22 protein-coding genes are annotated in these 25972 nt (G+C 42.6%); 8 read left to right on the forward strand and 14 right to left on the reverse strand.

Going from position 1 to position 25972, the window contains the following annotated elements; translation table 11 throughout:
- Positions 1-232: 232 nt before the first annotated feature.
- Complete coding sequence (locus EQU50_RS05215; protein WP_130154087.1) at positions 233-2869, forward strand: valine--tRNA ligase; 2637 nt, start codon at positions 233-235, stop codon at positions 2867-2869.
- Between the two features lie 71 nt (positions 2870-2940).
- Here EQU50_RS05215 and EQU50_RS05220 read toward each other — a convergent pair whose 3' ends face one another.
- Positions 2941-4095, reverse strand: a complete 1155-nt coding sequence (locus tag EQU50_RS05220) for a polysaccharide pyruvyl transferase family protein (RefSeq protein ID WP_130154088.1) — start codon at positions 4093-4095, stop codon at positions 2941-2943.
- Positions 4096-4616: 521 nt separating this feature from the next.
- On the opposite strand from EQU50_RS05220, the gene EQU50_RS05225 reads away from it, so the two are divergent.
- Positions 4617-5207 carry a hypothetical protein gene (locus EQU50_RS05225; RefSeq protein ID WP_130154089.1) on the forward strand — a complete coding sequence of 197 codons (591 nt, stop codon included), beginning with the start codon at positions 4617-4619 and terminating at the stop codon, positions 5205-5207.
- A gap of 6 nt (positions 5208-5213) precedes the next feature.
- On the opposite strand, the gene EQU50_RS05230 is transcribed toward EQU50_RS05225, so the two are convergent.
- Both EQU50_RS05230 and EQU50_RS05235 read right to left on the reverse strand, forming a co-directional pair.
- On the reverse strand, positions 5214-6083 hold the full coding sequence (locus tag EQU50_RS05230) for a UTP--glucose-1-phosphate uridylyltransferase (protein WP_130154090.1): 870 nt from the start codon (positions 6081-6083) through the stop codon (positions 5214-5216).
- A 5-nt stretch (positions 6084-6088) separates the two neighbouring features.
- Positions 6089-6910 carry a division plane positioning ATPase MipZ gene (locus EQU50_RS05235; protein ID WP_165380348.1) on the reverse strand — a complete coding sequence of 274 codons (822 nt, stop codon included), beginning with the start codon at positions 6908-6910 and terminating at the stop codon, positions 6089-6091.
- Between the two features lie 156 nt (positions 6911-7066).
- On the opposite strand from EQU50_RS05235, the gene EQU50_RS05240 reads away from it, so the two are divergent.
- Entirely contained in the window at positions 7067-7306 is a 240-nt protein-coding gene (locus EQU50_RS05240) for an AbrB/MazE/SpoVT family DNA-binding domain-containing protein (protein ID WP_130154092.1), read from the forward strand.
- On the opposite strand, the gene EQU50_RS08650 is transcribed toward EQU50_RS05240, so the two are convergent.
- On the reverse strand, positions 7296-7508 hold the full coding sequence (locus tag EQU50_RS08650; RefSeq protein ID WP_420886602.1) for a helix-turn-helix domain-containing transcriptional regulator: 213 nt from the start codon (positions 7506-7508) through the stop codon (positions 7296-7298). The two genes, EQU50_RS05240 and EQU50_RS08650, sit on opposite strands and share 11 nt — an antisense overlap.
- Before the next feature lie 39 nt (positions 7509-7547).
- Positions 7548-8879 (reverse strand): hypothetical protein, encoded by a 1332-nt coding sequence (locus EQU50_RS05245; protein ID WP_130154093.1) that lies wholly within the window; start codon positions 8877-8879, stop codon positions 7548-7550.
- A 748-nt stretch (positions 8880-9627) separates the two neighbouring features.
- Here EQU50_RS05245 and EQU50_RS05250 point away from each other — a divergent pair.
- Together EQU50_RS05250 and EQU50_RS05255 are read left to right on the forward strand one after the other, a co-directional pair.
- On the forward strand, positions 9628-10341 hold the full coding sequence (locus tag EQU50_RS05250; RefSeq protein ID WP_130154094.1) for a hypothetical protein: 714 nt from the start codon (positions 9628-9630) through the stop codon (positions 10339-10341).
- Positions 10342-10406: 65 nt separating this feature from the next.
- Positions 10407-11951, forward strand: coding sequence for a glycosyltransferase (locus EQU50_RS05255; protein WP_130154095.1), 1545 nt, complete (start codon positions 10407-10409; stop codon positions 11949-11951).
- Here the strand turns inward: EQU50_RS05255 and EQU50_RS05260 are convergent.
- The 8 genes from EQU50_RS05260 to EQU50_RS08365 form a co-directional block, all read right to left on the reverse strand.
- Complete coding sequence (locus EQU50_RS05260; protein WP_130154096.1) at positions 11938-14139, reverse strand: NAD-glutamate dehydrogenase domain-containing protein; 2202 nt, start codon at positions 14137-14139, stop codon at positions 11938-11940. The genes EQU50_RS05255 and EQU50_RS05260 overlap by 14 nt on opposite strands.
- Positions 14140-14216: 77 nt before the next feature.
- Positions 14217-14876 carry a cyclic nucleotide-binding domain-containing protein gene (locus EQU50_RS05265; RefSeq protein ID WP_130154097.1) on the reverse strand — a complete coding sequence of 220 codons (660 nt, stop codon included), beginning with the start codon at positions 14874-14876 and terminating at the stop codon, positions 14217-14219.
- A gap of 68 nt (positions 14877-14944) precedes the next feature.
- Positions 14945-15871: a site-specific tyrosine recombinase XerD gene (locus EQU50_RS05270; protein WP_130154098.1), complete on the reverse strand. Its 927-nt coding sequence runs from the start codon at positions 15869-15871 to the stop codon at positions 14945-14947.
- A gap of 16 nt (positions 15872-15887) precedes the next feature.
- The gene (locus tag EQU50_RS05275; protein ID WP_165380349.1) at positions 15888-17111 is read right to left on the reverse strand and encodes a DUF4139 domain-containing protein; all 1224 of its coding nucleotides are present in this window, start codon (positions 17109-17111) and stop codon (positions 15888-15890) included.
- A gap of 59 nt (positions 17112-17170) precedes the next feature.
- Positions 17171-18442 carry a DNA recombination protein RmuC gene (locus EQU50_RS05280; RefSeq protein WP_242508827.1) on the reverse strand — a complete coding sequence of 424 codons (1272 nt, stop codon included), beginning with the start codon at positions 18440-18442 and terminating at the stop codon, positions 17171-17173.
- Between the two features lie 216 nt (positions 18443-18658).
- Positions 18659-19534, reverse strand: a complete 876-nt coding sequence (locus EQU50_RS05285) for a hypothetical protein (protein WP_130154100.1) — start codon at positions 19532-19534, stop codon at positions 18659-18661.
- A protein-coding gene (locus EQU50_RS05290) for an IS5 family transposase (protein WP_130153196.1) occupies positions 19534-20297 on the reverse strand; the annotation gives its coding sequence in 2 pieces (ribosomal slippage) (positions 19534-19962 and positions 19965-20297; 762 coding nt in all). Before EQU50_RS05290 ends, EQU50_RS05285 begins: the two co-directional genes overlap by 1 nt.
- Before the next feature lie 42 nt (positions 20298-20339).
- The gene (locus tag EQU50_RS08365; RefSeq protein WP_165380350.1) at positions 20340-20480 is read right to left on the reverse strand and encodes a hypothetical protein; all 141 of its coding nucleotides are present in this window, start codon (positions 20478-20480) and stop codon (positions 20340-20342) included.
- A gap of 607 nt (positions 20481-21087) precedes the next feature.
- Here EQU50_RS08365 and EQU50_RS05295 point away from each other — a divergent pair.
- The 3 genes from EQU50_RS05295 (at position 21088) to rplS (ending at position 23755) form a co-directional block, all read left to right on the forward strand.
- On the forward strand, positions 21088-22131 hold the full coding sequence (locus EQU50_RS05295) for a bifunctional UDP-4-keto-pentose/UDP-xylose synthase (protein ID WP_130154101.1): 1044 nt from the start codon (positions 21088-21090) through the stop codon (positions 22129-22131).
- A 454-nt stretch (positions 22132-22585) separates the two neighbouring features.
- Positions 22586-23314: a tRNA (guanosine(37)-N1)-methyltransferase TrmD gene (trmD, locus tag EQU50_RS05300; protein ID WP_130154102.1), complete on the forward strand. Its 729-nt coding sequence runs from the start codon at positions 22586-22588 to the stop codon at positions 23312-23314.
- A 60-nt stretch (positions 23315-23374) separates the two neighbouring features.
- Positions 23375-23755, forward strand: coding sequence for a 50S ribosomal protein L19 (gene rplS, locus EQU50_RS05305; protein WP_130154103.1), 381 nt, complete (start codon positions 23375-23377; stop codon positions 23753-23755).
- Positions 23756-23806: 51 nt separating this feature from the next.
- On the opposite strand, the gene EQU50_RS05310 is transcribed toward rplS, so the two are convergent.
- Positions 23807-25939, reverse strand: a complete 2133-nt coding sequence (locus EQU50_RS05310; protein WP_130154104.1) for a hypothetical protein — start codon at positions 25937-25939, stop codon at positions 23807-23809.
- Positions 25940-25972: the final 33 nt, after the last annotated feature.

The following is a 25972-nucleotide window of genomic DNA, read 5'->3' on the forward strand; positions in this document are numbered from 1 at the left end:
AAAAGTCACAATACCCTCCGGACGAAACCATAGCTAATTTACAGACCGTCTTCCTGTTTTTTTCATGGAAATACCAGAATGTCTGTTCATCTAAATGAATTTGGTCTTAATAAATTTACAACCAGTTTTATAAAACCATTTCCACCTTTTGATCATTAAAGGGTAAAAAGGATATAGGATGCCTTAGTATCCCCTTTTGTAAAACACAGAAACTGAGAATAAAAATTTAGAAATGCTAGAAAAAACCTTTAACCCGAAAAGCTTTGAATCGATTCGCTACCTTCAGACGCAGCCCTTTTTTAAGGCTGACCCAACGTCAGATAAAAACCCGTTTACCCTGATGATGCCGCCGCCCAACGTGACCGGCAGCCTGCATTTGGGGCATGCGTTGACGTATACACTGCAAGATATTCTGGTGCGCTTTAAACGCCAATGCGGGTTTGATGCCTTATGGCAACCAGGAACCGACCATGCTGGCATTGCGACACAAATGGTGGTGGAGCGTCAATTGGCTGAAAAAAACATATCGCGACAAGACTTGGGGCGGGATGCTTTTTTGGAAAAGGTTTGGGAATGGAAAAAAGAATCAGGGGACACGATTGTTGAACAACAGCGCCGGTTGGGCATTTCACCCGACTGGGAACGGTCGCGCTTTACCATGGATGAAGGGTTGTCTGAAGCCGTCAGCAAAGTCTTTATAGAGCTTTATCAAAAAGGTCTTATCTATCGCGCTAAACGCCTTGTTAATTGGGATTCCAAGCTTAAAACAGCCATTTCTGATTTAGAGGTTATCAACCAAGACGTTAAGGGACACCTGTATTATATTCGCTATCCACTGGCTGATGATCCAACGCAAGGCATCCTGGTGGCAACAACACGGCCCGAGACTTTGTTCGGGGACACAGCTGTGGCCGTGCATCCCGATGATGAACGGTATCAGCACCTGATTGGTAAAATGGTCCACCTGCCCCTTACGGACAGGGTTATTCCCATCATCGCCGATACCTATTGCGACCCCGAAAAGGGCACAGGGGCTGTCAAAATAACCCCAGGCCATGACTTTAATGACTTTGCTGTGGGTGAACGCCACGGCCTGCCGCAGATCAATATTTTAGATGCCGATGCTTGTTTGAACGATCAGGTGCCTGCAGAATTTCAAGGATTGTCGGTTGACAAAGGTTGTGAAAAAGTTGTGACCGAACTGGCCGAGCATGCCCTGTTGATAAATGTAGAGGCGATAACCCATGCCGTTCCTTATGGTGATCGGTCAGGCGTTCAAATCCAGCCATGGTTGACCGACCAGTGGTTTGTGGATGCCAAGGTTTTGGCTGAGCCGGCGATTAAAGCCGTAGAGGAAGGCCGCATCCGTTTCGTGCCCGAACAATGGAATAATACGTATTTCGAGTGGCTACGGAACATTCAGCCTTGGTGTATTTCGCGGCAAATTTGGTGGGGGCATCAGATCCCTGCGTGGTACGGCCCTGATGGTCATGTCTTCGTGGCTAAGGACGACGAGGCGGCCCAGGCACAAGCCATCGCCCATTATGGCGAAAAGGTTAACCTGACCCGCGATACCGATGTTCTGGATACATGGTTTTCATCCGCCTTATGGCCTTTTTCCACCCTGGGTTGGCCTCAGGACGAAACGCTATTAGACCGTTACTATCCAACAGATGTGTTAATCACCGGCTTTGATATTATCTTCTTTTGGGTCGCCCGCATGATCATGATGGGGCTGTACTTTAAGGATGATGTTCCATTTCGCACCGTTTACATTCACGCGTTGGTGCGCGATGAAAAGGGTCAAAAAATGTCCAAGTCAAAGGGGAACATTATCAACCCTTTGGAAATTATTGACAAGTATGGAACCGATGCGTTGCGCTTTACCCTGGCTGCCCTAGCCGCCCCCGGGCGTGACATAAAGTTGGGCGAATCGCGTGTGGAAGGCTACCGCAATTTCCTGACCAAAATTTGGAACTCTGCCCGCTTTTTGCAAATGAACGACTGCACTTATAACCCAGATTTTGACAGTAACAATTGCCAACATTTGTTGAACCGTTGGATTGTTTATAAAACAAAAATGTTGGCCAGGGATGTTCACCAACACCTGGAAACGTATCGTTTTGATTGGGGTGCGCAAAGCCTGTATCAATTCCTGTGGGGGAATTTTTGCGATATTTATATTGAATGCTTGAAGCCGCTGTTACATGAAACGGACGACCAGGACCTCCATCAAGAAACCCGTCAAACCGCCAGCTGGGTTTTGCTGGAATTTTTGAAGGTTGCCCACCCGTTCATTCCGCTAGTGACCGAAGAATTGTGGCACGCCTTTTACCCGAACGCGCCTCACTTATTGATTCAAAGCGCTTGGCCCGCCATCGATGGGGCATTAGCAGAGAATAAAGACTTAAAGGCCGTGGACTTTGCCTTAAGCATCGTGGCCGAAGTGCGGTCGCTTCGCGGATTGTTCAATCTGTCCCCTAACCTAAAGATCCCTTTGCTGTTAGATGGTGGTTGCATGAATGACGCAACCGTTTTGCAAGCCCATCAGTCGTGGATTTTGCACCTTGCGCGTTTAGAAAGCTTTGACTTCAACCCAAAGGACGAAGAAAAACAGAAAAGCGTTCCGTTTGTGATCGGACAAAACACTTTCTACTTAAAGTTAGGGCATTTAATTAATCTTGAGGCTGCCTATAAAGTTTTGGACATCAAGTTGGAAACGTTGATGAAAGAATCAAACCACTTAGAGAATAAACTTCGAAACACTGCCTATCAGCAGGCAAAACCTGAATCATGGCAGACTGACAAACAGTTGTTAGAAACGAAACAGCACGAACAAAAACGGTTGAGGCGAATTGTGGAGGGGTAAATTTATGAGACTGATACAGTTCATTGAAGGTTCTCCTCCTTTAGACAGCATACGACATCCAGCCCAGATGCTTATTTATAACAAATGGCATTATGCAAGCAATGAAAGTTCAACATAGCTTTATCACATAATTTCTGACCTAAAATGTGATCTATTGATTTGTCATATGATTCTAATGTTTGTTTATGCAGCTTTTCTGCTAGATCTGGATCATCATATCTAAGAGCACGTTCTGTACCTAATGCTTTCAATAACCCATCCATTTTGGGTGTATTACTATTCAGCGCAATAAATCTTGTGCCCAGACAACCCGCAGCTATTGTATGATGAAATCTCCCACTCACTAGCAATTCTGCATTTTCAATACACGATAGCCATTGGTCTATATTTTTGGCCTCAAAAATTTTTAAATCGAATTTAAGTCTGGGTTTTACAAAAGCAATGAATTCCCTATCGTCCTTGGCAGCCCAGTCTTTTGCTCCATATAAAAAGGTTATGCTATATCCTTGTCGATGCATTGCATTTAAGTAAGAGCTGAACTGGGAAAGCCCATTTTTAAATTCATCAATATTACCCCTTTCATCAGACAAAATATTCAAATTCAGCCAGTTAGCAGAACCTGCAATTAATAAGGTTTTAGGATCCTTTTTTCCGTCAGGGGTGTAATGATTTTTAATATATAGGGGCGAGCAATCGAAGCTCTCAATCGCTCTAATTCCTATCTTCCTTGCTAAAGTATAACTTAAGTGCTCACGAATTTCTGCAAAGTCTATAGCGTCATAAACAAGCTTGTATAATTTTATAATGTTACGGTCATCAACTGAAAGATTGTCTTGTGGGTAGATTGAATGATTTATAATTTCCACATGCTTTCTGCAAAATACTTTAGCGACATAGCACAAATACAATAAGCTTAAAGGGGCAGGTCTGACTCCGTGAAGGGTCCCTTCACCATTCACAATTATAATATCATTCTGCTTTATCCTTTTTATAATTTCGGAATGTGATACAGAGAATTTAATAAAATTATTTCCATCATTAAACTCTTGGATAGAGCTTGGAGGTGCGGTGATCTTATAAGTTTCTGTGATTGAGATGGAATCTAATTGATATCCCAGTTTGGTAATTTCATCTTTAATTGCCAGGCTGGTGGCAGTACATCCAAAGTGATACCAATTTGTGGTATCGTTAATCAGCAGGACTCTGCTCAGCTTCTCTTTATTCATACAACCAAGCCTTTATAATTTGGGTACGCGGTGCCCTTCTTTTACGTAGAATTTACTATACTGAGTTCCTGAGCCAAAATTAAAAATGCTTTAGCTACAATACATGACAACCTCATCTAGGAGTTTCTGAAACCATAAATGGTTTGACTTACATTAAATCCGACAATACTGTGTTTCAATTAAATATATTTTACTCAAATGGATTAATTTTAATGAAATTGAAAACAATATTAACAACACTGACGCTGCTGATTTGTTGTGTCCAAAAGTCCAACGGTTCTTCAGCATCAAGTTCCAGCACACCCTCCCTTGCTTAGATACTGGCAAAGAATTCATCTTGCCGGTCTCTCGTTGTAGGATGTGGAAAAAATCCTGGTTCTTGGAAGTCATCTTCTGAATCTCGCGGGCAATACAATGAATGGGAGGCAACTAAAGATGGTGACCATTCCCATAAAGGGTGTCTAACCTTAGCAGAGGATGGTGCGGTTCAACCTGACCTTCTCTTCGATTGGACTCAACCTGTGCCGGAATCTATGCACAACAGGTTTGATATTATTTATTTAGAAAAATTGCCCCCTGTTGTTTTAGAACAACCAATTTGCATGCAAAACTTATTTGCCTGTCTTTCGTCAAAAGGAAAGGGTTATTTAGATCATCAGTTTCAACAAAAACCTGGAACGGATTACGCTTTAACAAATCCTTTCACGATGACCATGCCTGCCTTTTCAGAGGAAACTCAGAAAAAAATAAGCGGCCTTAAAAAGTTGGAAGAAGCTTTTACCAAAAGCTTTTATGAAAAAGCTAACATTTCTAAGGGGATCCCTATGAGTAAAGAACAGTTCACTGCTCTTATTTTATCTGACCCAACGTTGGGAAAAATGAATGCAAAAGTATACGAGATAAAGGGGCAGATAGAATCGTTTATTAACCAAGAGATTCTATCTCAAAGAGCGCAAGCCTATACCCTTCTTAGAGAACCAGCGAATGCCTTAGCGAAAAAATATATGGAGGGGTTTGGATTTCACAAAATTGAAGTCAAAATCTATGGAAAGCAAAAGAATCCCTTTAATGAACGGAATAATTCAACGTTGATTCAAGTTCAAAAGCCCTAGTACCCTCTAAAAATGATACTTATCGAGCATGGCTTTCAGGTGGTCCTTTAGCTGAGGGTCGGCATAGGCAAAAGCCATATTCGCCTCTAGCCAGCCTTCCTTTGTACCGCAATCAAAGCGCTGCCCTTGGAATCGAAATCCGCACAACCCCCTTGGAATCATGGCTTGAATAGCATCAGTTAGTTGAATTTCCCCACCGGCCCCTGGCTTTTGGGTGCGCAAATGCTGAAATATCTGGCTGTTCAATATATAACGCCCTATGACTGCAATCCGCGAAGGTGCTTGGTCGATGGCCGGTTTTTCCACTACAGCTTCCGCAATTATCTTTTGTCCATCGGCGTCTTGAGAGGTTTTTAATATGCCGTAGCGGTTGGTGTGATCATAGGGAACCTCCATAACACCCACCATATTGCCCTCTAAGGGGCTGTAGGCTTGGGTCATCTGTTGAAGGCATGGGTGGTCCGCCAAAACCAAATCATCGGCCAGAATGACCGCAAAGGCGTCTTCATTGACCAGTTCCTGTGCACACAAAACAGCGTGCCCCAATCCAAGGGGGGCTTGTTGACGAATGTAGATGGCCTGTCCTGGGTTTAATTTGATATCCTCGATCAGAGACAGCTCTTGCACTTTCCCGCGCGCCCTTAAGGCCATCTCTAGCATTGGGCAGGAATCAAAATGATCCTCAATAGCTGTTTTTCCTTGGGATGTCACAAAAATGAACCGCTCAATGCCGGCCGCCTTTGCCTCCTCCACCGCATATTGAATCAAGGGCTTGTCAACAACGACCATCATTTCTTTGGGGATTGACTTGGTGGCAGGCAGGAAACGACTGCCTAGGCCAGCCACCGGGAATATACACGTTTTAATGGGATTCATAATGGTTACGCAATTCTTGAGTTCTGTCTTTGTTGGGGCAACTGGATTGCTTCCATAAGTGTTTTCAGCTCTTGCTTAGCAGCAATGTGTGAAAGGCTTAAAGCTGTGTTGCTCTCTTTCAAATCTAATAAAGTTAAACCGCTTAGGAACAATTCACGAAAAATAACCCGCTCACCAAATCCATCGATCAACCGAAAACCAATTCGCTTAGACAACGCGCGTAAGACTTTCCCCATTTCTTCTTTGTTGCGGGAATAAATGCTGCTAAGGCGGTTACGCAATACGATCCAATCAATCGACCCACCATCACGAATAGCCCGCTGTTTTTTTTGCTCCCACACCATTTCTGCATAAGTACTGGGCCTTAGAATGTCCAATGACTCAGGAGTAACCCTGACCAGCATGTCCAGATCAATAAAGCTGTCATTCAAGGGGGTGATCAGCATGTCTGCATACGAATGGGCAAGGCGTGACAGAAAATTGTCACTTCCGGGTGTATCAATCACGATGTAATCAACAGCACTTAGGTTCTGTATGATGCCTGAAAGTTTTTCTGTATCTTCCGCTTCGGCCTCACCTTGGTTGGCCAGCGTGCTTTTAAACACGGCCTCATGCTGGGGCAGGGGAAGGTCCTCGCCCTTATTTTGTTGACGAACTCGGCGATTTTCCACATAGCGCGTCAACGTTCCCTGCCTGGCGTCAATATCCAAACTGCCAACTTGGTGTCCTTCGCGCAGCAACCAGGTGATGACGTGCATGGCCGCTGTCGACTTTCCCGTTCCGCCCTTTTCATTGCCCAAAACGATGATGTAGGGTTTCTTGCTCATAGAAATTTCTTTTGCGATTTTGTTTGACGTTATCTTAGCTCATACCCCTCTTAGATGAAAAGGTCGGAATTTTTTAAGGGTGGCGAAGCTCTTAACAAATCCAAAAAAATAACTACATTGTAACTACAATAAGCAGACAAAAGGAAAACACGAAAGATGCGCTTAGATATCGTAACAATTGGAAATTTTAAAGGGGTTCGGTTGCCTAAGTCCTTGTTGGCCCAGTGTGATTTTCAAAAAACAGTAGAAGTAGAAGTCAGAGGCGGAGAGCTTGTTTTTAAAAAGCCTAACTATCTAAGAACAGGTTGGCTGGAGGCATTTTCAGCCGCCCCGCAAGATATTGACCGAGAATGGCTAGATGCTTCTTTGGAATCACCAGTTAAGTTTAAGCGATAAAGTCACAAGGAACGCTGACAGATGGATTTTTGGGGATAATGCTAAGTCGAAAGCCCAAGCCATCCAAGATCACCCCAAGCGTTTCAATTTTAGGTTGCCTCTTGGCCGAAAAGAGTTTGTAGAGATTCTGCCGGTTAAGGCTTGTCTTTTTGGCAAGTTCACCAATTCCTCCCCTGCGCTTTTGATCGAAACTCGCAAGTATGGTTCCTCAAAGCCTGCCGTGGGGGGAATTTCAGGGTGTCTACTCTGCAAATTTAATGCCAGACTCCATCAAACCCGCAATCATACTATAACGCCAAGCCGGCCAAGCCTTTGTTAGTTGGGAACCATGTGGCGTATGACAGTAGATCGTTGTCAGCATATCATTAGGGCCACGAAAAGTGATTTCGGTCGTTTGAGACGAATCAACATCTGCATTGAGAAAATGCTTGAATGCTTTGATCATATCATCAAATTTAACCTGTTTTTTTCCACCCTTTAAATCTTTCCAAACATCAAGTCCTGGGGAAAAGGGGACTTCTGATGATGAAGAGGAGGAGGAGGATTCCGACGCTATAGATTTTGAAGCTGAGGCTGAGGAAGAAGCAGCATTAGCGGCAATGGCCATCCTATGAAGTTCTCCATATACGCCGGATTCATCATCATCGGACGATTGTCCTTCATGTTGAGATGGTTCTGGTTCTTCTGTTAAAGCTTGTCGATCAGTGTTAGTACTTGAACTGCTGGAACTTTCACTAGAGGTTTTAGGATTCGCAACTTTCTCTGCGCGAAGTTTAGAAAGTTCGCCCTTAAATTGTTTCCTTGTTTCATCCATCTTCGTTAGTAATTCTTGAGCTTTTGATTCTAATTCTATGTATGGCCAAACACAGACGTCAAAAATCCCTTTTAAAGGAACGAAATTATTATAAATTATTTTTTTTGTTTTAAAGTGTTCTTCTGTTTTTTTCATATCTGAGACAAGTTTTAGCCCCAACGATCTAGCCTCTAAATCATGGCTCGTCATACGCATAGATACATCAAAAAAACTCACGTCATGAAAATGCCGTTGCCCTTTCTCAAGAAGTTCTGTTAAATTTCTCTCCAGTGTTCTACCTAAAGGCGATATTTTATATTTAAAACCCCTATAATCTTGTTCGACAGACTCAAACATATCATTCGATATTCGTTCGTAAATATTCGGCAGTCCACTTTTTTTTAGATGTTTTATTAAATATCTTGCCATCTTTTGGTAGTACGATAACTCAAGGTAATCACCAGTATCTATGATTCTCCTGGTGTGTTTAGACATCAAACTGATGGGGCTTTTTAATCTTGTAATCGTGAAGTAGATATTCATAGATAAAAAGGATGCCCCCTTTAGAGCATCATAGTTTGAACCTTTAATGGACTTACAAATAAGCTGTGTACACATTAATGTATTAATTGATTCATTAGTAGATTCTATTGCTAGATTCAACAGATCTGTTGCTGGCATGACAGAGTCTAACGCTTTAAGATCATCGTTGGATTTACCTTGTATCTCAAAAAATTCCAATACTTTTTCATCAATTGAGGAATTTTGATCTTGAAGCATGCTCAAAATTGCTTGATGGAAAAGTTTACGCCCGGCAACGACCGCCTCTATTTTCTCCAGATTTCCCCTGTTTCTTGGGCCGAAATGGTCAAATAATGCTGCTGGTTCGGCAGAAGTTACTTCTGCAGATGCCAGTAAGGTGTTGGGAAGAAGAAAAACGATTAAAAGTAATAATGATATTATATACGGTGCACCCTAACGATAATAGGTATTTGATAAATATACATAGAGGAAAAATGCCTTAACATCAATACACTTTCTTTAAATATACGTTTGTTTGAAAATATATAAAAAAATTATAACATTTTTATCATACTTTTTAAATAAGAATTTCTGAACTTCCCCTCTCTAATAATATATTATTTATTAAAAGGTGGTTAGTAGTGGTAGAAGGGGTTCTAAAACATGTATAAATTTTTTTCCACAACCTTATCCACAGGTAAATTTCCTCGAAAAATGAAACGGTTTCAGTCTTTTTGGGGAATCTTAAAATTTTAAGGAAACTTGATAACAGGCTGTGATCAAAAGAATCACTTGTGTATAAGATGTTGAATAAGATCGACTTATCCCAAGATAATAAAAAATATTTGGATTTTCATATTTTGTAAGCAGGTTTTAAGCCAAGATATCAACAAAGTTATTAACAGTTTTTTTCGTTCAATAATTTTTTTTTAGGGGTTGCAGGAGTGAAAAAGGTTTCGTAGGATTAATTTTAGTAAAATTAATTGATTCTTCGAGAGTAGCACGAATGTATAAAATTTCAGTCTTTTTCATCATTTTAACAATGGGTCTTATCCTTAAAAAAGTTGATGCAACGGTTCAAAGCGCCCAAGTTGCCTCACAACAAACTGCTGCCCCTGTCGTTGTTGGTTCGGGCGTTGAGGAACCAGAACAAAAGAGTTCGCATCCAAGGAAACGCAAAAAGCACCAGCTTACACATGAGGAATTTAAAAAGCATGTGGAAGATAAATTTAAGGCATTAGAAGAGGTTAAAACCAAAATAATGCCATTAAGAGATAAGGTCGAAGAGAGTGAAAAAAGTTGGTTTGATTTGAGTGTGAAGTGTGCCTCAAATTGGATTGAGGCTCTTAAGGGATATCAATCACTAGATACAAACATTTACCGTTCAGACCGATTAGCCCATAAGGAGCTGAAAGCTGCCGAAAAACTAACGAAGTTAAAACCAAGTCACCATCAGGCTAAGTCGGTTTACCCAGAAAAAGATATTCAAAAACTGGAAGAGCGCTTTAATGAAATCAAAGGTCACGCTGATAAATTAACGGGGGATAACCTTATGGCTTTTAATGCTATGATTAATTGCGCAAAGGCGTATATAGATGCCTTGGACGCAGCAAAAGGCCAGACTGTTTCTGTTCGTCGATTGTTAAGTCAGGCTATGAATTATGTGAATACAGCTGAAACCTTTGCCCATTACCGGATTCACACAAACGTTGCAAAGTAAAAAACTTACAAATTAACCTTAAATTAAAACCTCCCCCTGTAGAATATGGTCAGGGGGATTTTTTTATGTTTATTGTTTTTCTTCTTCTTTTTACAGCATTCGCTCAGGCCAGCACAGAAAAAAACTCGACGCCTTTGGTCGCTCCTACCGTTATCCCTAAAACATTAAAACAGCTTGACCTCAGTCGGTTACAGGCCACGAAGAAACGCCTTAATTTTGATGATATGGTTCAATCCACAGATTCATTTGATCAGTTGGCCTTACAAAAAACTTTCGCGCAAGCATCCACGCCAATCCCCCCCCTTTTTCATTATATTTGGCTTTGGGGGCCTTTGTATGAGGACTATTGGTCGTCTATAAGCCGTTTTGCTATGCTTTTAAAGAAGGCCCGGTCCTCTGCCAGCGTTGTCGTTTGGGTTGATGATTTGAAGAATTTAGAGTTCTTGAAAGAGCGACAGACCAGGGGCGCTTTAAGAAAGTTGAACGAAGGTTTTGAAACCTATGGACCCTTATTAGACATCAGGAAAATTGACCAACTTAAAGACAAGAAGCCGGATTTTTTCACAGACGAACAATACGATGAATATTGGAATATAATCAATTTTGAAAGACATGGGTTACGAAATTTTGCCTCTGTGTCTGATATGATTCGGCTTGAAATTTTGCGTCAATTTGGTGGTGTTTATTTAGATACTGATATGACACCTTTGTTTTTTGGTATGGATCGTTTGCCTGCCTCTGCGTTTAAAGTCCCCCATAACTTTCAAATCATCAATAGAACAAACAGCCTTATTGTGTCTACTCCTCGTCATCCTGTTATAAATTCTATGATGCGGCACGTTTTAATAGCGTATGTGAATGATTTTTTGAAAATACAAGAAAAACGGCGCACAGATATTCCTTTAAAAACAATTGCCGATCGACCAAAAAACAAGCGCTTCGATTTAACCATTAGAATTTCAGGTCCGGGAGCGTTTTATGGGCGGTTGTTATCTTGTGCTTCTCCTGCCACCCAAATGAATGCACTCATTATACCGATCCAAAACTGTTTGGCTTTTCCCCATGTTTTGGCACAAAAAGAGTTTTGCTCTACCATAGGTCTTATTCTTTCTGCCGAAATGTTAGGTGACATTCCTGAGGATATAACCCAAACAATGCAAGACTTTATTGTTCGTCATAAAAAAGACAATTACTTGGATGCAACCGCTTTCTTGACCAACGTTTTCACTGTTTTTCAAAGTTCATTTGGTGTCGTTAATACGAATCCAATATTGTTAAAAACATATAGTATGTTGTTTTTTATTGTTGAAAAAATCAAAACCCAACCAGTTCGGCCAGCCTTGCAAGCTTATAAAGGTTCCCAAATCCAAAGATTCTGGAACATGCACAAGATCCTGGGGGCGATTATCTCTCATTTCAAAGCAGTTAGCATGGAACGTTTAAACAAAAATAGCCCCATTTCTTACGCCGGAGGGATTCAAGTGTGCACCCTTTTTGACTGTTTAAATTTTCAATTCGATTGTCACAACACATGGATGGATATTCCTTATGTTTATCCACCCTTTGACACTGACAGCCGTTGGCACGACTATAAAATTAAAATTCGTTAGAAATCTTTAAGAATTCTAAAACCACATCAATTTCGGCTATCCCATGCGTTTGGGCCGTTTGAATACACCAAGAAGGGCCTTTGTCGTTGACGATTTTGTTTGCCAACGCTGTGCTTGTAATTTCTAACCTTAGGGGGTGACTGTTCAAACTTTCCTTAAATCTTTCTACCACCAATGAAGGGAAATATGATTCATATTCCTTTTGGAAAAGGGTCGGTAAAGAAGGATTTTTTTGAAAGGACTTTAGGATTTGTTGAGCTAAATAAATCTTGGCATAGGCCATCACCACCGCCCGTTCCGGACGGGTCAAGGCTTGGCACAAGTGGCAGCGTTTTTCAAAGTCTTGGGCTGTTGGAAGTTTTTCTAAGTGTCGGTCAAAATGCAGGGCAGGTTGACCTTCAAGAAATTGAATAAGGTCTTGATACTTTTTCAAATCAGTCTGAATGGCCCCAGGATCCTTAAGTTCAAGACTTTCTAGGCTTAAAATAAGGGTTTGTTCGTTGTTGTCGGCCAAGACTCTTTCCATAACCTCTGATACTGTTTGCGCCAGGATATGGTCATAGTCAGATATTCCCGATGTCAAAAACAAAATCTTAAGATTAACTTCGCGATCAGAACAATCAACACCAGCCGAATTGTCAATGGCATCCGTGTTCAAACGCCCCCCCATAAGGGCATATTCCACGCGCCCCCGTTGGGTGATCGCCAAGTTGGCCCCCTCGCCCATAACGCGGGCCTGCACCCGATCAGCATTAACCCGAATGGCATCGTTAGAGGGATCTTGAGCGTCCTTGTGCGTCTCAATTGATGATTTCACAAACGTCCCCACACCCCCAAACCACAGCAAATCGACGGGGGCCTTCAAAAGCATCTGGATAAGGTCAGTGGGCGTTGTATGATTCTTGGCAGGATCAATCTTAAGCAAACCACAAACTTCTTTTGATAAGACGATGACGGATTCGTTGCGATCATAAACCCCGCCCCCTTGTGACAGCACATCCACCCCATAATCCGCCCAGCTGGAATCGGGCAAGTTGAACAGACGCAGGCGCTCATTATAGGCGGTAAATGGGTCTGGATTGGGGTCCAAAAATATATGTCGATGGTCAAAGGCGGCCACAAGGTGGATGGTGGAGGATTGCAACATACCGTTGCCGAACACATCGCCGCTCATGTCGCCAATACCAACAACAGTGATGGGTTGAGATTGACAATCAATCCCCATTTCCTGGAAGTGCCGCTGAACCGCTATCCAGGCACCGCGTGCCGTAATCCCCATTTGTTTGTGGTTGTAACCGTGCGAGCCGCCAGAGGCGAAAGCATCCCCCAGCCAAAAGTTGTATTCCTTAGAAATCGCGTTTGACAGATCGGAAAAATTGGCCGTTCCTTTGTCGGCCGCCACAACCAAATAAGGATCGTCTTGGTCATAGAAGACCGTTCGCAAAGGGTGGGTGGTCTTACCTTGGTCAACGTTATCGGTCAAATCCAATAACCCTTTTATGAAAATTTCATAACACTCTTTGCCCTCTTGCCGCCGTTGATCGGGGGTTTTTATCTCCGCCAGTTTCTTACAAATAAAACCCCCTTTGGCGCCGGAGGGGACGATGATGGCATTTTTCATGGTTTGCGTTTTCATCAATTGCAGAATTTCCGATCGATAGTCTTGCAATCGGCTTGACCAACGAATACCGCCCCTGCCGATAAGCGCGCTTCGAAGATGGTAGCCTTCCACGCGGGGGCTGTATACAAAAATTTCGTACAGGGGTTTGGGGTCGGGCAATCCGTCTATTTTTTGACAATCAAACTTTAAACTTAGGTAAGGTCTGGATCGACCGTTAGCATCCCGTTGGTAAAAATTAGTTCGCACGGTGGCTGTAAGAAGGTTGTGGAGTTGTTGGAAAAGGGTGGGGTGAAAAGAGGTGGGTTTGGGTTTCTGAGAATCCGCTATCGAAGGATCGAAACGCCGACAAAATAGCCCACAGAAGGTCTGAATAAACTCGGGATGATTTGCCAAAATTTCCGCCATATCGGTCGGAGAATTATCCAATCCCATTTGGCTTAAGGCCCTGCAGTAAGTCCGAATGATCACAAGGTGGCTTAACGTTGTCGTTCCTTTTGTCAGTAATTGCGTAAATTCATCATCCTCTGCCCAAATCTTGACGGTTTGATCTTCATCTTGAGGCATCATTGATTACGGCAATTTAAAGACCCATTCTAAGACCCATTTTAAAAATTATAGATTAACAAAGACTTAAGGGATCCACGTCAACTGTTATGAGCCACTATTTTTTTGGCCAACTCGTCGTTAAAGGTTAGTTGGAATTTTGCGAAGATCTCTTCGTCTTTTTCCAGCAATTTCTTTAAATGCGCTTGATCCCAAAAAAGGCACACACCCTTTTCGACGGCCTTCACATCGGCGGTTGCAAGGCTGCCTGACAGAAAACTTAGTTCTCCGATGATATTGCCAGACTTACAATAGGCAATAACTTTATTGTCATGGATGATTTCCATTTTTCCGCTGCAAATAAAGGAAAGTTTTTCGACGGGTTCGTTCTCTTTTATGAGGTAATCTCCCGCCTCGAAAGGGAGGTATTTGCCATATTTTAACAGTTTCTTAAATTGTAACGGCGAGAATTTAGAGAATGATTCTTTGTAGATTTTTTCCTCTTCAGCGCTAAAGCTGATAAAATATAGCTCATAGGCAATGACCAAAAGTTGATAGACATTCACAAGGGAAAATATTGTTTCCCATCCCACATTGATGAGGAGGGGTTTTTCTAAGAAAAAGCTGTAATAGACAATTGCAAGGGAGCTGGATAACAGGGTAAGAAGGCGCAAATAGACCATATTGCGCAGCATAAAAGCCACGATAAGAAGAATATATTCTAAGTGACCTAAAATCGAAACAAAACCAGATTCTTCCATCTTTTTCACAAAATAAAATGACTTCTATATTACTTATATTATCAAGAAATTCTTAATATTTTGTGAATTTAAAACTTTTGTAAGGGGTGATGAACGGTCACCAATTCCATCAAGTGATCGGGGACCACATGGGTATAAATTTGCGTGGTGCCAATATCGGCATGCCCCAAAAGTTTTTGAATAACCAGCAAATCAGCCCCGCGGTTTAACAAATGAGTTGCAAAGCTATGGCGAATGACGTGGGGTGATAACAAGCGCGGATCCAGACCTGCCAAAATGGCTTGCTGTTTCAAAAGTTGGCCAAATCCTTGGCGCGTCAAGTGACCTTGTTGGCTGGTTGAGGGGAATAGCCATGCTGCTGACTTGGGACCACTTTTAGCAATAAAATAATTTCGAATGGGCAAATAGGCTTGCAACGCCATCATGGCGGCTTCATTCAAGGGCACCAACCGTTCTCGATTTCCCTTGCCACGAATAAGGACCATGCTTTGTAACTTTTTTGTCTTAGAGTCTGCAATAAGACTGCGCATAGGCATCCCCACCAGCTCGCTGACACGCAAACCACTGGCGTACAAAGTCTCTAACAAGGCGGCCATTCGAATTTTCTCTGGCTTGTCTGTCGCCTCTTCGTAAATAGACTGCAGCAACTGGTTCACTTGCTCTTCGTTTAGAACATTTGATAAAACACGTTTTTGACGCAAGGGTTTTAAATGCTGACAAGGATTTTTAACACATAACTCTTCGCTTAAAAGAAAGGCGTAAAACTGGCGAAGGGCCGACGTTCGTCTGGCTATGGTCGTGGGCAGAAACTCTTTCAATGCAAGCGATTCCAGATATAAATGAACCTCGCTGGCTTGTATATTAGTCAGATCTTTTCCTTGTAAGAATTGGCAAAAGTCGCCCAAGTCCCGCTTGTAAGCTTCTGTGGTGTTTTTTGCTACTTGCCGTTCTGCCGCTAACATTTCCAGGAAACGATCAATAAGATTTTGATTCATTTATGCCCAATTCAGATCAACTTAAATCGACTTGTATTCGGTACTTTAAATCAACTTCTGATTCAGGGGGGATTTCAATATTCCAAGAATACTGCCTATGCGAGTCAACTGTGTGAGACTTGTTTGTTTTGATGATTGTACAATTGACGGGAAAATCCAAAACGACTTGAATACTTACAGATCCGTGCCCCGTGTTTTTAAGACAAAGTCTATAATTAGCCTCTGTCGCTTTATCTGTTAATTTTTTAAATTCAGTCTGTTCCATCTCCGTTTTTACAGTCACGGTTGTCCAGATATCACCCGAAGGAATTTTCAAGTGGATGTCTTGATCAACAGCTGTCGCCGGGATGTCAGCGGCGCCCAAACTTTCGGGGTTGTTATTAGAGCCTTTAGTGTAAATGGCTACTTGCCCCGCCAGTAAATGCAGCCCTAGTCCTTGTTTTTGAGTGTTAGAAAAGACGAGCCAGGTTTCAACAACAGGTTGGGTTAACTTTCCGTACAAATCTTCAAGATACTGCCCGCCTACGTAAACCCGATATTGCTTTTGAAATCGTATAGCGGGAGAACTAATCCAATTCAATCTTTTTGATGCGTTTTTTTCCAAACTAACGCGATCAGGGTAAGAATAAACGGTTTGATTTGTTTTTTTCTCCTCAAAATTTACAAGGTGACTTTCTTTAACAGAAACAGGCTCATTACTGTCAATAAAATGAAGTTTAACATTGTTAAGATCAATCCCTGATTGGTTATTGGCTTCAATCATTCCGATAAGAGATAATGTTTCAGAAGGATGATCAATCTTTAAAGCATATTTAATATGCCATGACAAATTCTTGAATAAATAAAGAAGCGATAAACGATTTTGAGGATCATGTTGCTGGGTGGTAATAACGGCTTCTAGGGATTTTTCGCCGTTAGTTTGCTTCTGTGGATTTGAGTTAGGCTTTAAAGAATATTCTTTAATTTGTCCGCTTTTAGAATTGGATTGAATCTCTAACATCAAGGAGGAAGGATCAATCGTTTCAGCAATTCCATCAATTTTATAAATGTGGCAGCCGGATTCTAAAGGTAACTTTACGATCTTTTGTATTAAAGCGGCGTCTTTGTAGACCGTTATATTCGTGGTGTCTTCTTCGTTGCTAGAATCAGATTTTTTAGGTGTCTCTAGGCTTTGTGTCTGCGGTTCTACAGGTGCGGCATTTGTATCACCCATTGTTTTTTGATGGCATGACAGGGACAAAAGGAATACACAAAGGAAGAAGCTGAAGCTAATTTTAGAAAACACAAAAATTACTACACTCACAAATTTTCTACAGATTGGACTGATCTGGGGATAGAATCAAGTGGATTTAAAGCCTCAAGCCCCTTGGAATCAAGGCTTGGGTCCAGTTCATTCAACTTTCTGGCAGAAACAAGAACGCGTCGTTCGACGGTTCCGATTGTTTGGTTGTAGCTGTCAACCACCTGCCTAATATGACGGCCCAGGCGACCGAGGGATTCGTTCATATCGCTTAGACGTTTGTATAGCTCGCGGCCAAGTTCACTGATGGATCGGGCATTTTCGGCAATGTTTTCTTGTCTCCAGCCAAATGATACCGCCCTTAAAAGCGCAATCAGCGTCGTGGGGGTCGCCAAGATGACGCGTTCTTGCACGCCAGCCTCGATGAGAGAGGGATCCTTTTCAAGGGCGGCACTAAAGAAAGCCTCGCCCGGTAAAAACATCACCACAAAATCAGGGGTGGGCTGGAACTGTTCCCAATAAGCACGTTGGCTTAGGCTTCGAATATGGGTGCGCACCTGGCGCGCGTGGTCGTCAAGGAAGCCCCGGCGTTGATGGTCGTCGTTCGCTTCAATCGATTCTAAATAGGCCGACAGGGGGGTTTTGGCGTCAACAATAATTTTCCGGCCACCAGGTAAGTTGATCACCATGTCCGGCCTTAAGCGGCCTTCGTCCCCCTGGGCTTGTTCAATAAAGTCACAGTGGGAAATCATTCCCGCCATCTCCACCACGCGACGCAGCTGAATCTCACCCCATTGCCCACGGGTAGTAGGGGTTCGAAGAGCCTTAACCAGATTGGCCGTTTCCGAGCGGAGCTCTTTTTGGCTTGATAATAAATCGCCAACCTGACGGCGCAGATCACTGTAGGCGTCGATGCGTTCTTTTTCTAACAAACCAATTTTCTGATCAACCTGTTCCAGGCTTTTTTGAACAGGGTCAACCAGCTTAATCAGGCTTTGTTGGCGTTGGTCTAAATCTGTTTTTGATTCGGCAAAGAATTTTTCAAAACTTGACTGAGCCAAGGACAAAAAGGCCTGGTTATTATTCAACAAAGCTTGGTTCGATAAATTTTGAAAGGTTTCCGTTAATTGTTGGTGGGCCTGTTGTAGTGTTTCTATCTTTGTTAAGGCCTGTTCACGTTCATGATATAACGCAGATGTTAGACGTGCATTTTCCAGGTTAAATTCAACAGATTTCTGGCGATAATTTTCACTGCGACGAAATACCTTAACCATCGTGATCAGCATCGTTAAAACAACGAATGCGAAAGAACCTAAAATATAAACAAGCACAAAGTTTTCTGTTTAAAAAGGACCGTGTTTTGTTGTTTATACCACTTTCACATGAAAGTGCGGGAATTTTCTCGTCATTGCAAAGGGCCTTACTTACTCCTTGTCATCACAAGGAGCCGCAGGCGACGAGGCGATTCATAAAAATACATGGATCCCAACACCCTCTGCGAAGAGGGAGGCAAAATTATTTGATGGAGTTTATCTGAATTGGGGTTACTACTTGCCACCAAAAAGCTCAGAACCCGTAGGAACACTTGAACGATCATCTCCTATTGTAGAAGGTGTTGAATCTGGTGCAGGTGGTGGAGGAGGCGCAGGTATAGTAAAGACGTCAGTAATCAATGCTCTCAGGCGAGCAACGTCATACTTTCGGTTACTTAAGTCACTTAAAGTATTGCCGACAATGAATGATGCCGTTAAGTAGTTCACTGGATTTTTGAGATTTGGATTCAAGTTAATACGACCAAACACTCCTTCTGTACTGAATGTAGTTTTAGTATTGGATGTACCACGAGCGAGAACATTATCAAGAACGGTTGTTAGAACTGCTCCTGAATCTGCAAGGCTTAAGCTGTCTGGAAAATAGCCTTGATAAGCGGTGTAGCTAATTCCAAAAACTGTCCTAAGGAACATGCCCAATTTTTCAGCGGGTGTGATCCAATCTATCTTGACCAAACTTTGTCCGGTAGTGAAAAACGTATTAGGACACGCACCAGCATTTATTGTAAGTTGAATATTACTGAATCCATCAAGGTCAATCGCAGTAGCCGCTGTTGGTTCTGCAGCTGACATTAGTTTGGCACCAGTAGCCCCACCGAATTTCCTGCTTTCTGAAAGAGCGGTATATCCAAACCTGCACTCCATCAATTTATCAACGGCTTGTGTTAATTGCATGTTTGTAACGGCGACAGTATTATTTGCCACCATAGAAGCAATCGGGATGACTTTATCATTACCATCTGCAATTGCGTCACCATTCAGATTCACTTTTGCGGGAATGCAACCTAATGCCGTGGCAAGAGATCGAGTCGTTGCTTCGGCAATAGCGAAAGCTTTGAATTTTGAAGATCTGAGCTGTCTAGGGCGTGTCATCAATTAAGCCAAATAGCCGCAGCAACCAAATGTATGGCTCCCAGGAAGTTTCGAGCTGTTTTATCATATCGAGTGGCTATGGCTCTGTATTGTTTAAGTTTGGCGAAGAAGTTTTCGATGAGGTGCCGGGCCTTGTAGAGGTCTTTATCATACGAACAAGGGTTGATCCTATTCTTTTTTGGGGGAATGACCGCCTCACATCCTTTCTCTTCAAGTTTTTTTCTCATACGTTCGTCTGCGTCATAAGCCTTGTCAGCTAAGACGGCACCAGCTTGCGTAAGGTTATCTATTAAGGCATCGGCACCTTCTAAATCGTGATCTTGTCCGGCTGTTAAATAAAACCCTGTTGGATTTCCCAACGCATCACAGGTGGCATGAATTTTGGTGCTTAATCCTCCTTTGCTTCGTCCAATCGCTTGGTCAGCTGAGAATTCTTTTTTTTAGCACCAGCACTGTGCTGATGAGCACGCACTATACTTGAATCAATCATAGCGTATTCATTGTCAGCATCTTGGCTTAATAGCTCAAAAATTTTCTTCCACACACCTGATTGGCTCCACCTCGAATGGCGTAGATGAATAACTCTAAAATCCCCAAAACGTTCCGGTAAATCACGCCACGGAATTCCAGCTCGATATCGATATAGAACGGCTTCTATAAATAGGCGATTGTCTTTTGCTGTTGCACCAACATATCCTTCCCTTCCAGGTAGCATACCCTTAATGCGATCCCATTGATCATCCCGTAATGCGTAGCGTCTCACCGAAAAAAACCTCGTAAAATTTTTCTCAATTAAAACAGAAATCTATGACTTATTCAATTGATGACACGCCCTAGAAGTCACGTCAGAAACTGCAGGCAAATTATCCATCGCACCACTTGCATAAGCACCCGAACCAAGGCTGATGGCTGACAATAGCGACGCCAATTTAATATTATTTTTCATCCCAATAATCTCCGTAAAATAAGTTCTTAAAATAAACAAACATCTTGTACTTCTTTTTAAGTTAGTTTGAAATGATTAATGAATGCTTAATTCACTTGCTTATGTTAGGACAAATTTTAACGAACAATAATTACTTAATTTGAGAAATTATAAATTTTGATTGATGAAAGTAAGCGGCCAGGTTCCATTAAGGGCATTTTCGATACCGTTGCCAGTTTATGACAGGGCCCTGATCCTTAAGGAGTATTTTACACAAAGCCGCAATAGCCCCCCGTTCTAATCAGGGAATACCCCAGGGTTATGGCGTAGAAATTAATAGTGCTTTATAATTTCTTTTTTCTGGGAAAAGGTATTTTTATGGCACTTATGGACATGTTAAAGGGAATGAAAGATCAATGTAGGCCTTTAAGCAATGTTGAAAAAATGGAAAAAAAACTTTATGGAGCTTCTCTTGATATATTCAAATTCTTGGATAAAAATTAATCGCTTGGATTAATTTCTAGGCCATAGCCCTGGGTGAACTTGTACAATCCCACAAGAACGCTGGAAAAGTCTAATGAATTAGTCTAAACACTACTATGTGTGAATTCATAGCGTGGCGGAAAAAGTGTCTAAAAAGATTTTGATCCTGGGTGTTAATGGTTTTATTGGCAGTGCCTTAACAGAAACCATCTTACAAAGAACCGATTGGCAGGTCTTTGGTATGGATATGGGCGATGATAAATTGAAAGAAAGCCTAGGCCATCCGCGGTTTCACTTTGTGGAAGGGGACATCACAATCAATAAAGAATGGATCGCCTATCATGTTAAAAAATGCGATGTCGTTTTGCCCTTGGTTGCGATTGCCACGCCAAGCCTTTATGTGACGGATCCCTTGCGCGTTTTTGAATTGGATTTTGAGGCCAACTTACACATTGTCCGCCAATGTGTGACGTATAAAAAACGTGTCATTTTTCCATCGACATCAGAAGTTTATGGCATGTGTCAGGATGACGAGTTTAACGAGGAGACCTCGACCCTGGTGTTGGGCCCCATTCATAAACAGCGGTGGATTTATTCGTGTTCAAAGCAGCTGCTTGATCGGGTCATTTTTGCCTATGGCGTGCATGAAGGGCTTGATTACACACTGTTTCGCCCCTTTAATTGGTTAGGGCCGAAACTGGACAATATCTTTTCCACCAAGGAAGGATCATCGCGCGTGGTGACCCAGTTCATTGCTGATATATTGCATCGCCAGGAAATTAAACTGGTTGATGGTGGTGAACAGCGGCGGTCGTTTACCGACATTGATGATGGTATCGATGCCCTGATGCGGATTATTGAAAACCCAGAGGGTAAGGCCACTGGGCAGATTTTCAATTTGGGAAATCCGGCCAATGACGTATCCATTAAAGAATTGGCAGAGTTATTGGTTAGATTGGTTGGTACGTATCCTGGTTACCAGAAAGTTGCCGACAAGGTTAAAATTAACGCTGTGGATTCGAAACATCATTACGGGGTGCATTATCAGGATATAAGCCGCCGTGTACCATCGATTCTTAGGGCACAGACAGCGTTGAACTGGCAACCCAAGATTGATCTAAAAACGGCGTTGAAAAAGACCTTGGACTATCACCTGGCGAACGCTGGCGAGAAGCTTGACGAAGAATAGAAAAACGACTCCACCCTCCGTGCTTGTTCTTAATGTTTGCAGGGCATGGTGGAGTGATAGTCGAGAGGTTTTTTAGGACGTTGGTATGTTTCCTTAAGAGCCTCATCAAGCCCACGACCCTTCTTGATAAGTTCCTCAAATAATCTTACCTTGGCATGCGTTGACTACCTTACCTGTTAGATAGTCCGGCCTGAAGTATTGCTTCTAAGGTAGTGATTAGCGATTGTTTGTGAGAGAGCAAGGTACAAAGAATAACAATCAAGCTCACAAGAAGGCAGACAACAAGATGTATGGGCGTTTCTATGCTTTCCTTAAAGATCCTGAGAGCTTTCTGGAGCCAGTCATAAAAGCTTTAGTAGGTTTCTACATCGTGTTTTTTGTATCCCAGAAGAAAGACGTTGGGGCGAACATATGTTATGGTTCAGTACAATAGATACCAACGAATAAATATTTAATGATTTGGCGCGCGACCGTTCTCACCCTTTTCCCTGAAATGTTTCCCGGCCCCTTGGGTCATTCCCTGGCGGGCAGAGGATTGTCTCAAAACATTTGGCAACTGAACGCCGTAAATATTCGTGATTTCGCCCTGGATAAGCACAAAACCGTGGATGATACGTGTTTTGGTGGAGGAGCCGGCATGGTTTTAAAACCCGATGTGGTGCATGCTGCCCTGCAGGCGGGGTTAGAAAGTTACCAAGGTGCCCAGCCATCCATCCTTTATATGACGCCGCGGGGCGTTCCCTTGACTCAAAACAAAGTCCATTCTTTGGTTGATACAAATCCTGCGGGTTCCATCATCCTGTGCGGCCGCTACGAGGGGGTTGATGACCGCGTCATTCATCATTGGCGCGAACACCACGGGTTGCAAGAGGTTAGCCTGGGTGATTATATCTTGTCTGGCGGAGAGATGGCCGCCCTTACCGTCATTGATGCCTGCGTGCGTTTATTGCCAGGCATTGTGAATACCCAAGAGTCTTTGGAGTCTGAAAGTTTTGAACTAGATTTACTGGAATTTCCCCACTATACTAAACCACAAAATTGGCAAAACCAGATCGTGCCTGAAATACTGCTGTCAGGTGATCATAAAAAAATAGCCGCATGGCGTCATAATCAAGCAGAACAAATAACCAAGGAGCGGCGGCCAGACTTATGGCAAGCTTATCTGAATAAAAAACACTGTTAGACCAGAGATAGGGTCTGACCTCAGCGCCTTAAAAACGTTGAGATAGCCAAGGAATTTATAATGAATCTGTTACAACAAATTGAAGCCGAACAAGTTGCTAAACTCAGCGCCGGTAAAACACATCCTGATTTTCGCCCTGGCGATACGATCAAAGTCCTCGTCAAAGTTGTCGAGGGTGAGCGCGAACGTACCCAGATTTTTGAAGGTGTCGTTATTGGTCGTAAGCACCGAGGTTTAAACTCCTCTTTCAGGGTGCGTAAGCTTTCCTATGGTGAAGGCGTTGAACGGGTTTTCCCCCTGTATTCACCCAATATCGCTGTAGAGGTTGTGCGTCATGGTGATGTGCGCCGCGCCAAGCTTTATTATCTGCGTGGCCTGACCGGTAAGCGGGCTCGTATTGCTGAAAAACGTCGGGACATACGTCCAGCTGCAAGCAAATAAGTATATCTTTATCTAAAGGGGGATCCTGTGATCCCCTTTTTTTAAGTGTTTCTAAAATCGATAACCGACACCTAGATTAAAGGGGTACTTTGGCGGTCCACTTCTTCTGAATGGGTCATATATTTCTATCGCGCCGCTTGCTCCAAGGGTATCGACCATATTAAGAACCTCATTAATAAGTGCTTGGTTTGCCTGGGCTTGACGTTCTTGGATAGCTTGTTGTGTTGTCAGTCTCATGTGGCCCCCACTAAGACCATCCGTTAACCGTATGTTATTATACTTGTACGCATGGAAGGCACTTATAGGAAACATTGAACCGCGCTTACGGTATTTCTCAATAACGCCAGCCAGGTTGGTTTGTACCATACCCCCAAGCCACTCTTTTACAGTTTCAAGGGTAAGATGTTCACGTTTAAATCTCTCATTTTTTGGCGCTTCTTTAGCCGTTATTCCTTTATTTTCAGGTTCAGCAGAAAAAATTTCGATGCACATCCAAACATATTTTCTATATAGTTGTTGGACTGCATTGTCCAGTTGTATGCCGCCTTCACCTGCAAAAACCTTTTCTAAAATGCCAGGTATATCATTCACCAACATGGTTTTGGATTCATACCATTCATGGGCTGTGCGTATCTTACCTGGCAGACAAGGCGAACTATCGGACGGTGTCGCATCGCTGTAAAATTCCTCTAGGCATCCATTACTTTTTGCGTACAGGTAAGCGATGACAAAATCATGGGCGCTATTTAACCAAGTTTGTTTTGTAAGCTTTTGCTTATCCTCTTCTGAGCTTCCCGCTGCAACACTTCCATGACCAAATCCAGGAATATTATGGATGTTATTAGGATCTAAGAGAGCTTGTTGTACCCCATTCAACAGTTCATCGAAGTATGTTCTTTTTATAGGTGAAAACGTGTAACTTTGAGATTCGGTCCTAATCGCCTGGATAAACGAATTAGGGTTTCTTAAAGCATCAAAAGAACCTTGATCCCTATATGGATCTAAGCGTGCCTGGACGAAGGAAGGTTCAAGTCCCAAAAGTTCTATCCCTTTCAAAGCCCTTTTTGCAACTTTTGCCGGGGATGAGTCATGGTTATAGGATTCAAACTTACCAGAAACAATATCGGCTATATGTTCGCTGGATCGTATGGGACGAACGGGAGGATAATTCGTATGGGTACACCCATAATTACCACCAAGATTTGGCATTCCGCTGCTGTATCCAGGGTTAGAAAAGTTGCTATAAACATAGTCCAGATAGGTGTCCACTTCGCCTATAAGGTCATAATTAAAACCTTTCTGTGAAAGAATTGAATGAATCGAATAATTTTTTGTTCCGATGGCGCGACCCAACGCAGCAGAAAGCGAAATGTTCAACAATATTGTATTGTGACGCAATGTTGTTTTGTTGAGGGCTGTAGGGTTTAAAAGATTATATGCTTCCAATAACTCATTCATTACCAACTTTTCGAAACTGCCGTCATACAAGGATGGATCCCCCAACTCAGCAGCCTTTTTACGCCCAAGATTAGCAGCAGCTTGAAGCAGAACCCGTTCTTCTTCTTTGGTGGCTGTTCGCTTTTCATCAATTTGCACAACCTGACCGCTTATTAAACGCGCCATATCGTTATAGGCTTTATCCAGCAAGTTTTCCGGGTTAACGGATTGTCCACTTTGAAGTGTTTTTTCCACCTCATCTGAATCAGCTGTGGCTAGGGTCTCACCAAAGGAATTCAAAAAGCCCGTTAATTTAACTGCGGCGTTTGGCTGAGATATCCAGTCCTTCAACAGATCGTCAGACCCGCCTGCTCTTTGCAAAGCTGACATTTCTCTTTGAAAATCAGCCGTGGTTCCAGCGTAGCGCGGATCAAAACCGAAAAAATCTTGCGTTGGTTTTTTGCAGGCAATGGCTACTGCCTGCGCAGCCAGTGCAGCATTCGATTGCGGAGTGGGATTAGTTGTGCGCGAGGGGGTGGAATATGACGAGGAAAAGGAGTGTGTCTGTGTTGCCCTTCTTAGAGCCTCGTCCAGACCGCCCCAAACACTAGTATTGTAGACAGTGGAGTTAAAGAGTGCTCTTTGCCGAGCTTGCATCGAATCTTCTTGGGAGGACCAAGCTTTATGGGTATTGAGAAAAATGCTACAACTGGCCCCTAAAAGTAGAAAAAGTATTTTTCTGTTCATCTGCCTAAAATCCTATATTTACTAATTTGAAAA

This window comes from Candidatus Finniella inopinata, assembly GCF_004210305.1.
Classification (GTDB): Bacteria; Pseudomonadota; Alphaproteobacteria; order Paracaedibacterales; family CAIULA01; genus Finniella; species Finniella inopinata_A.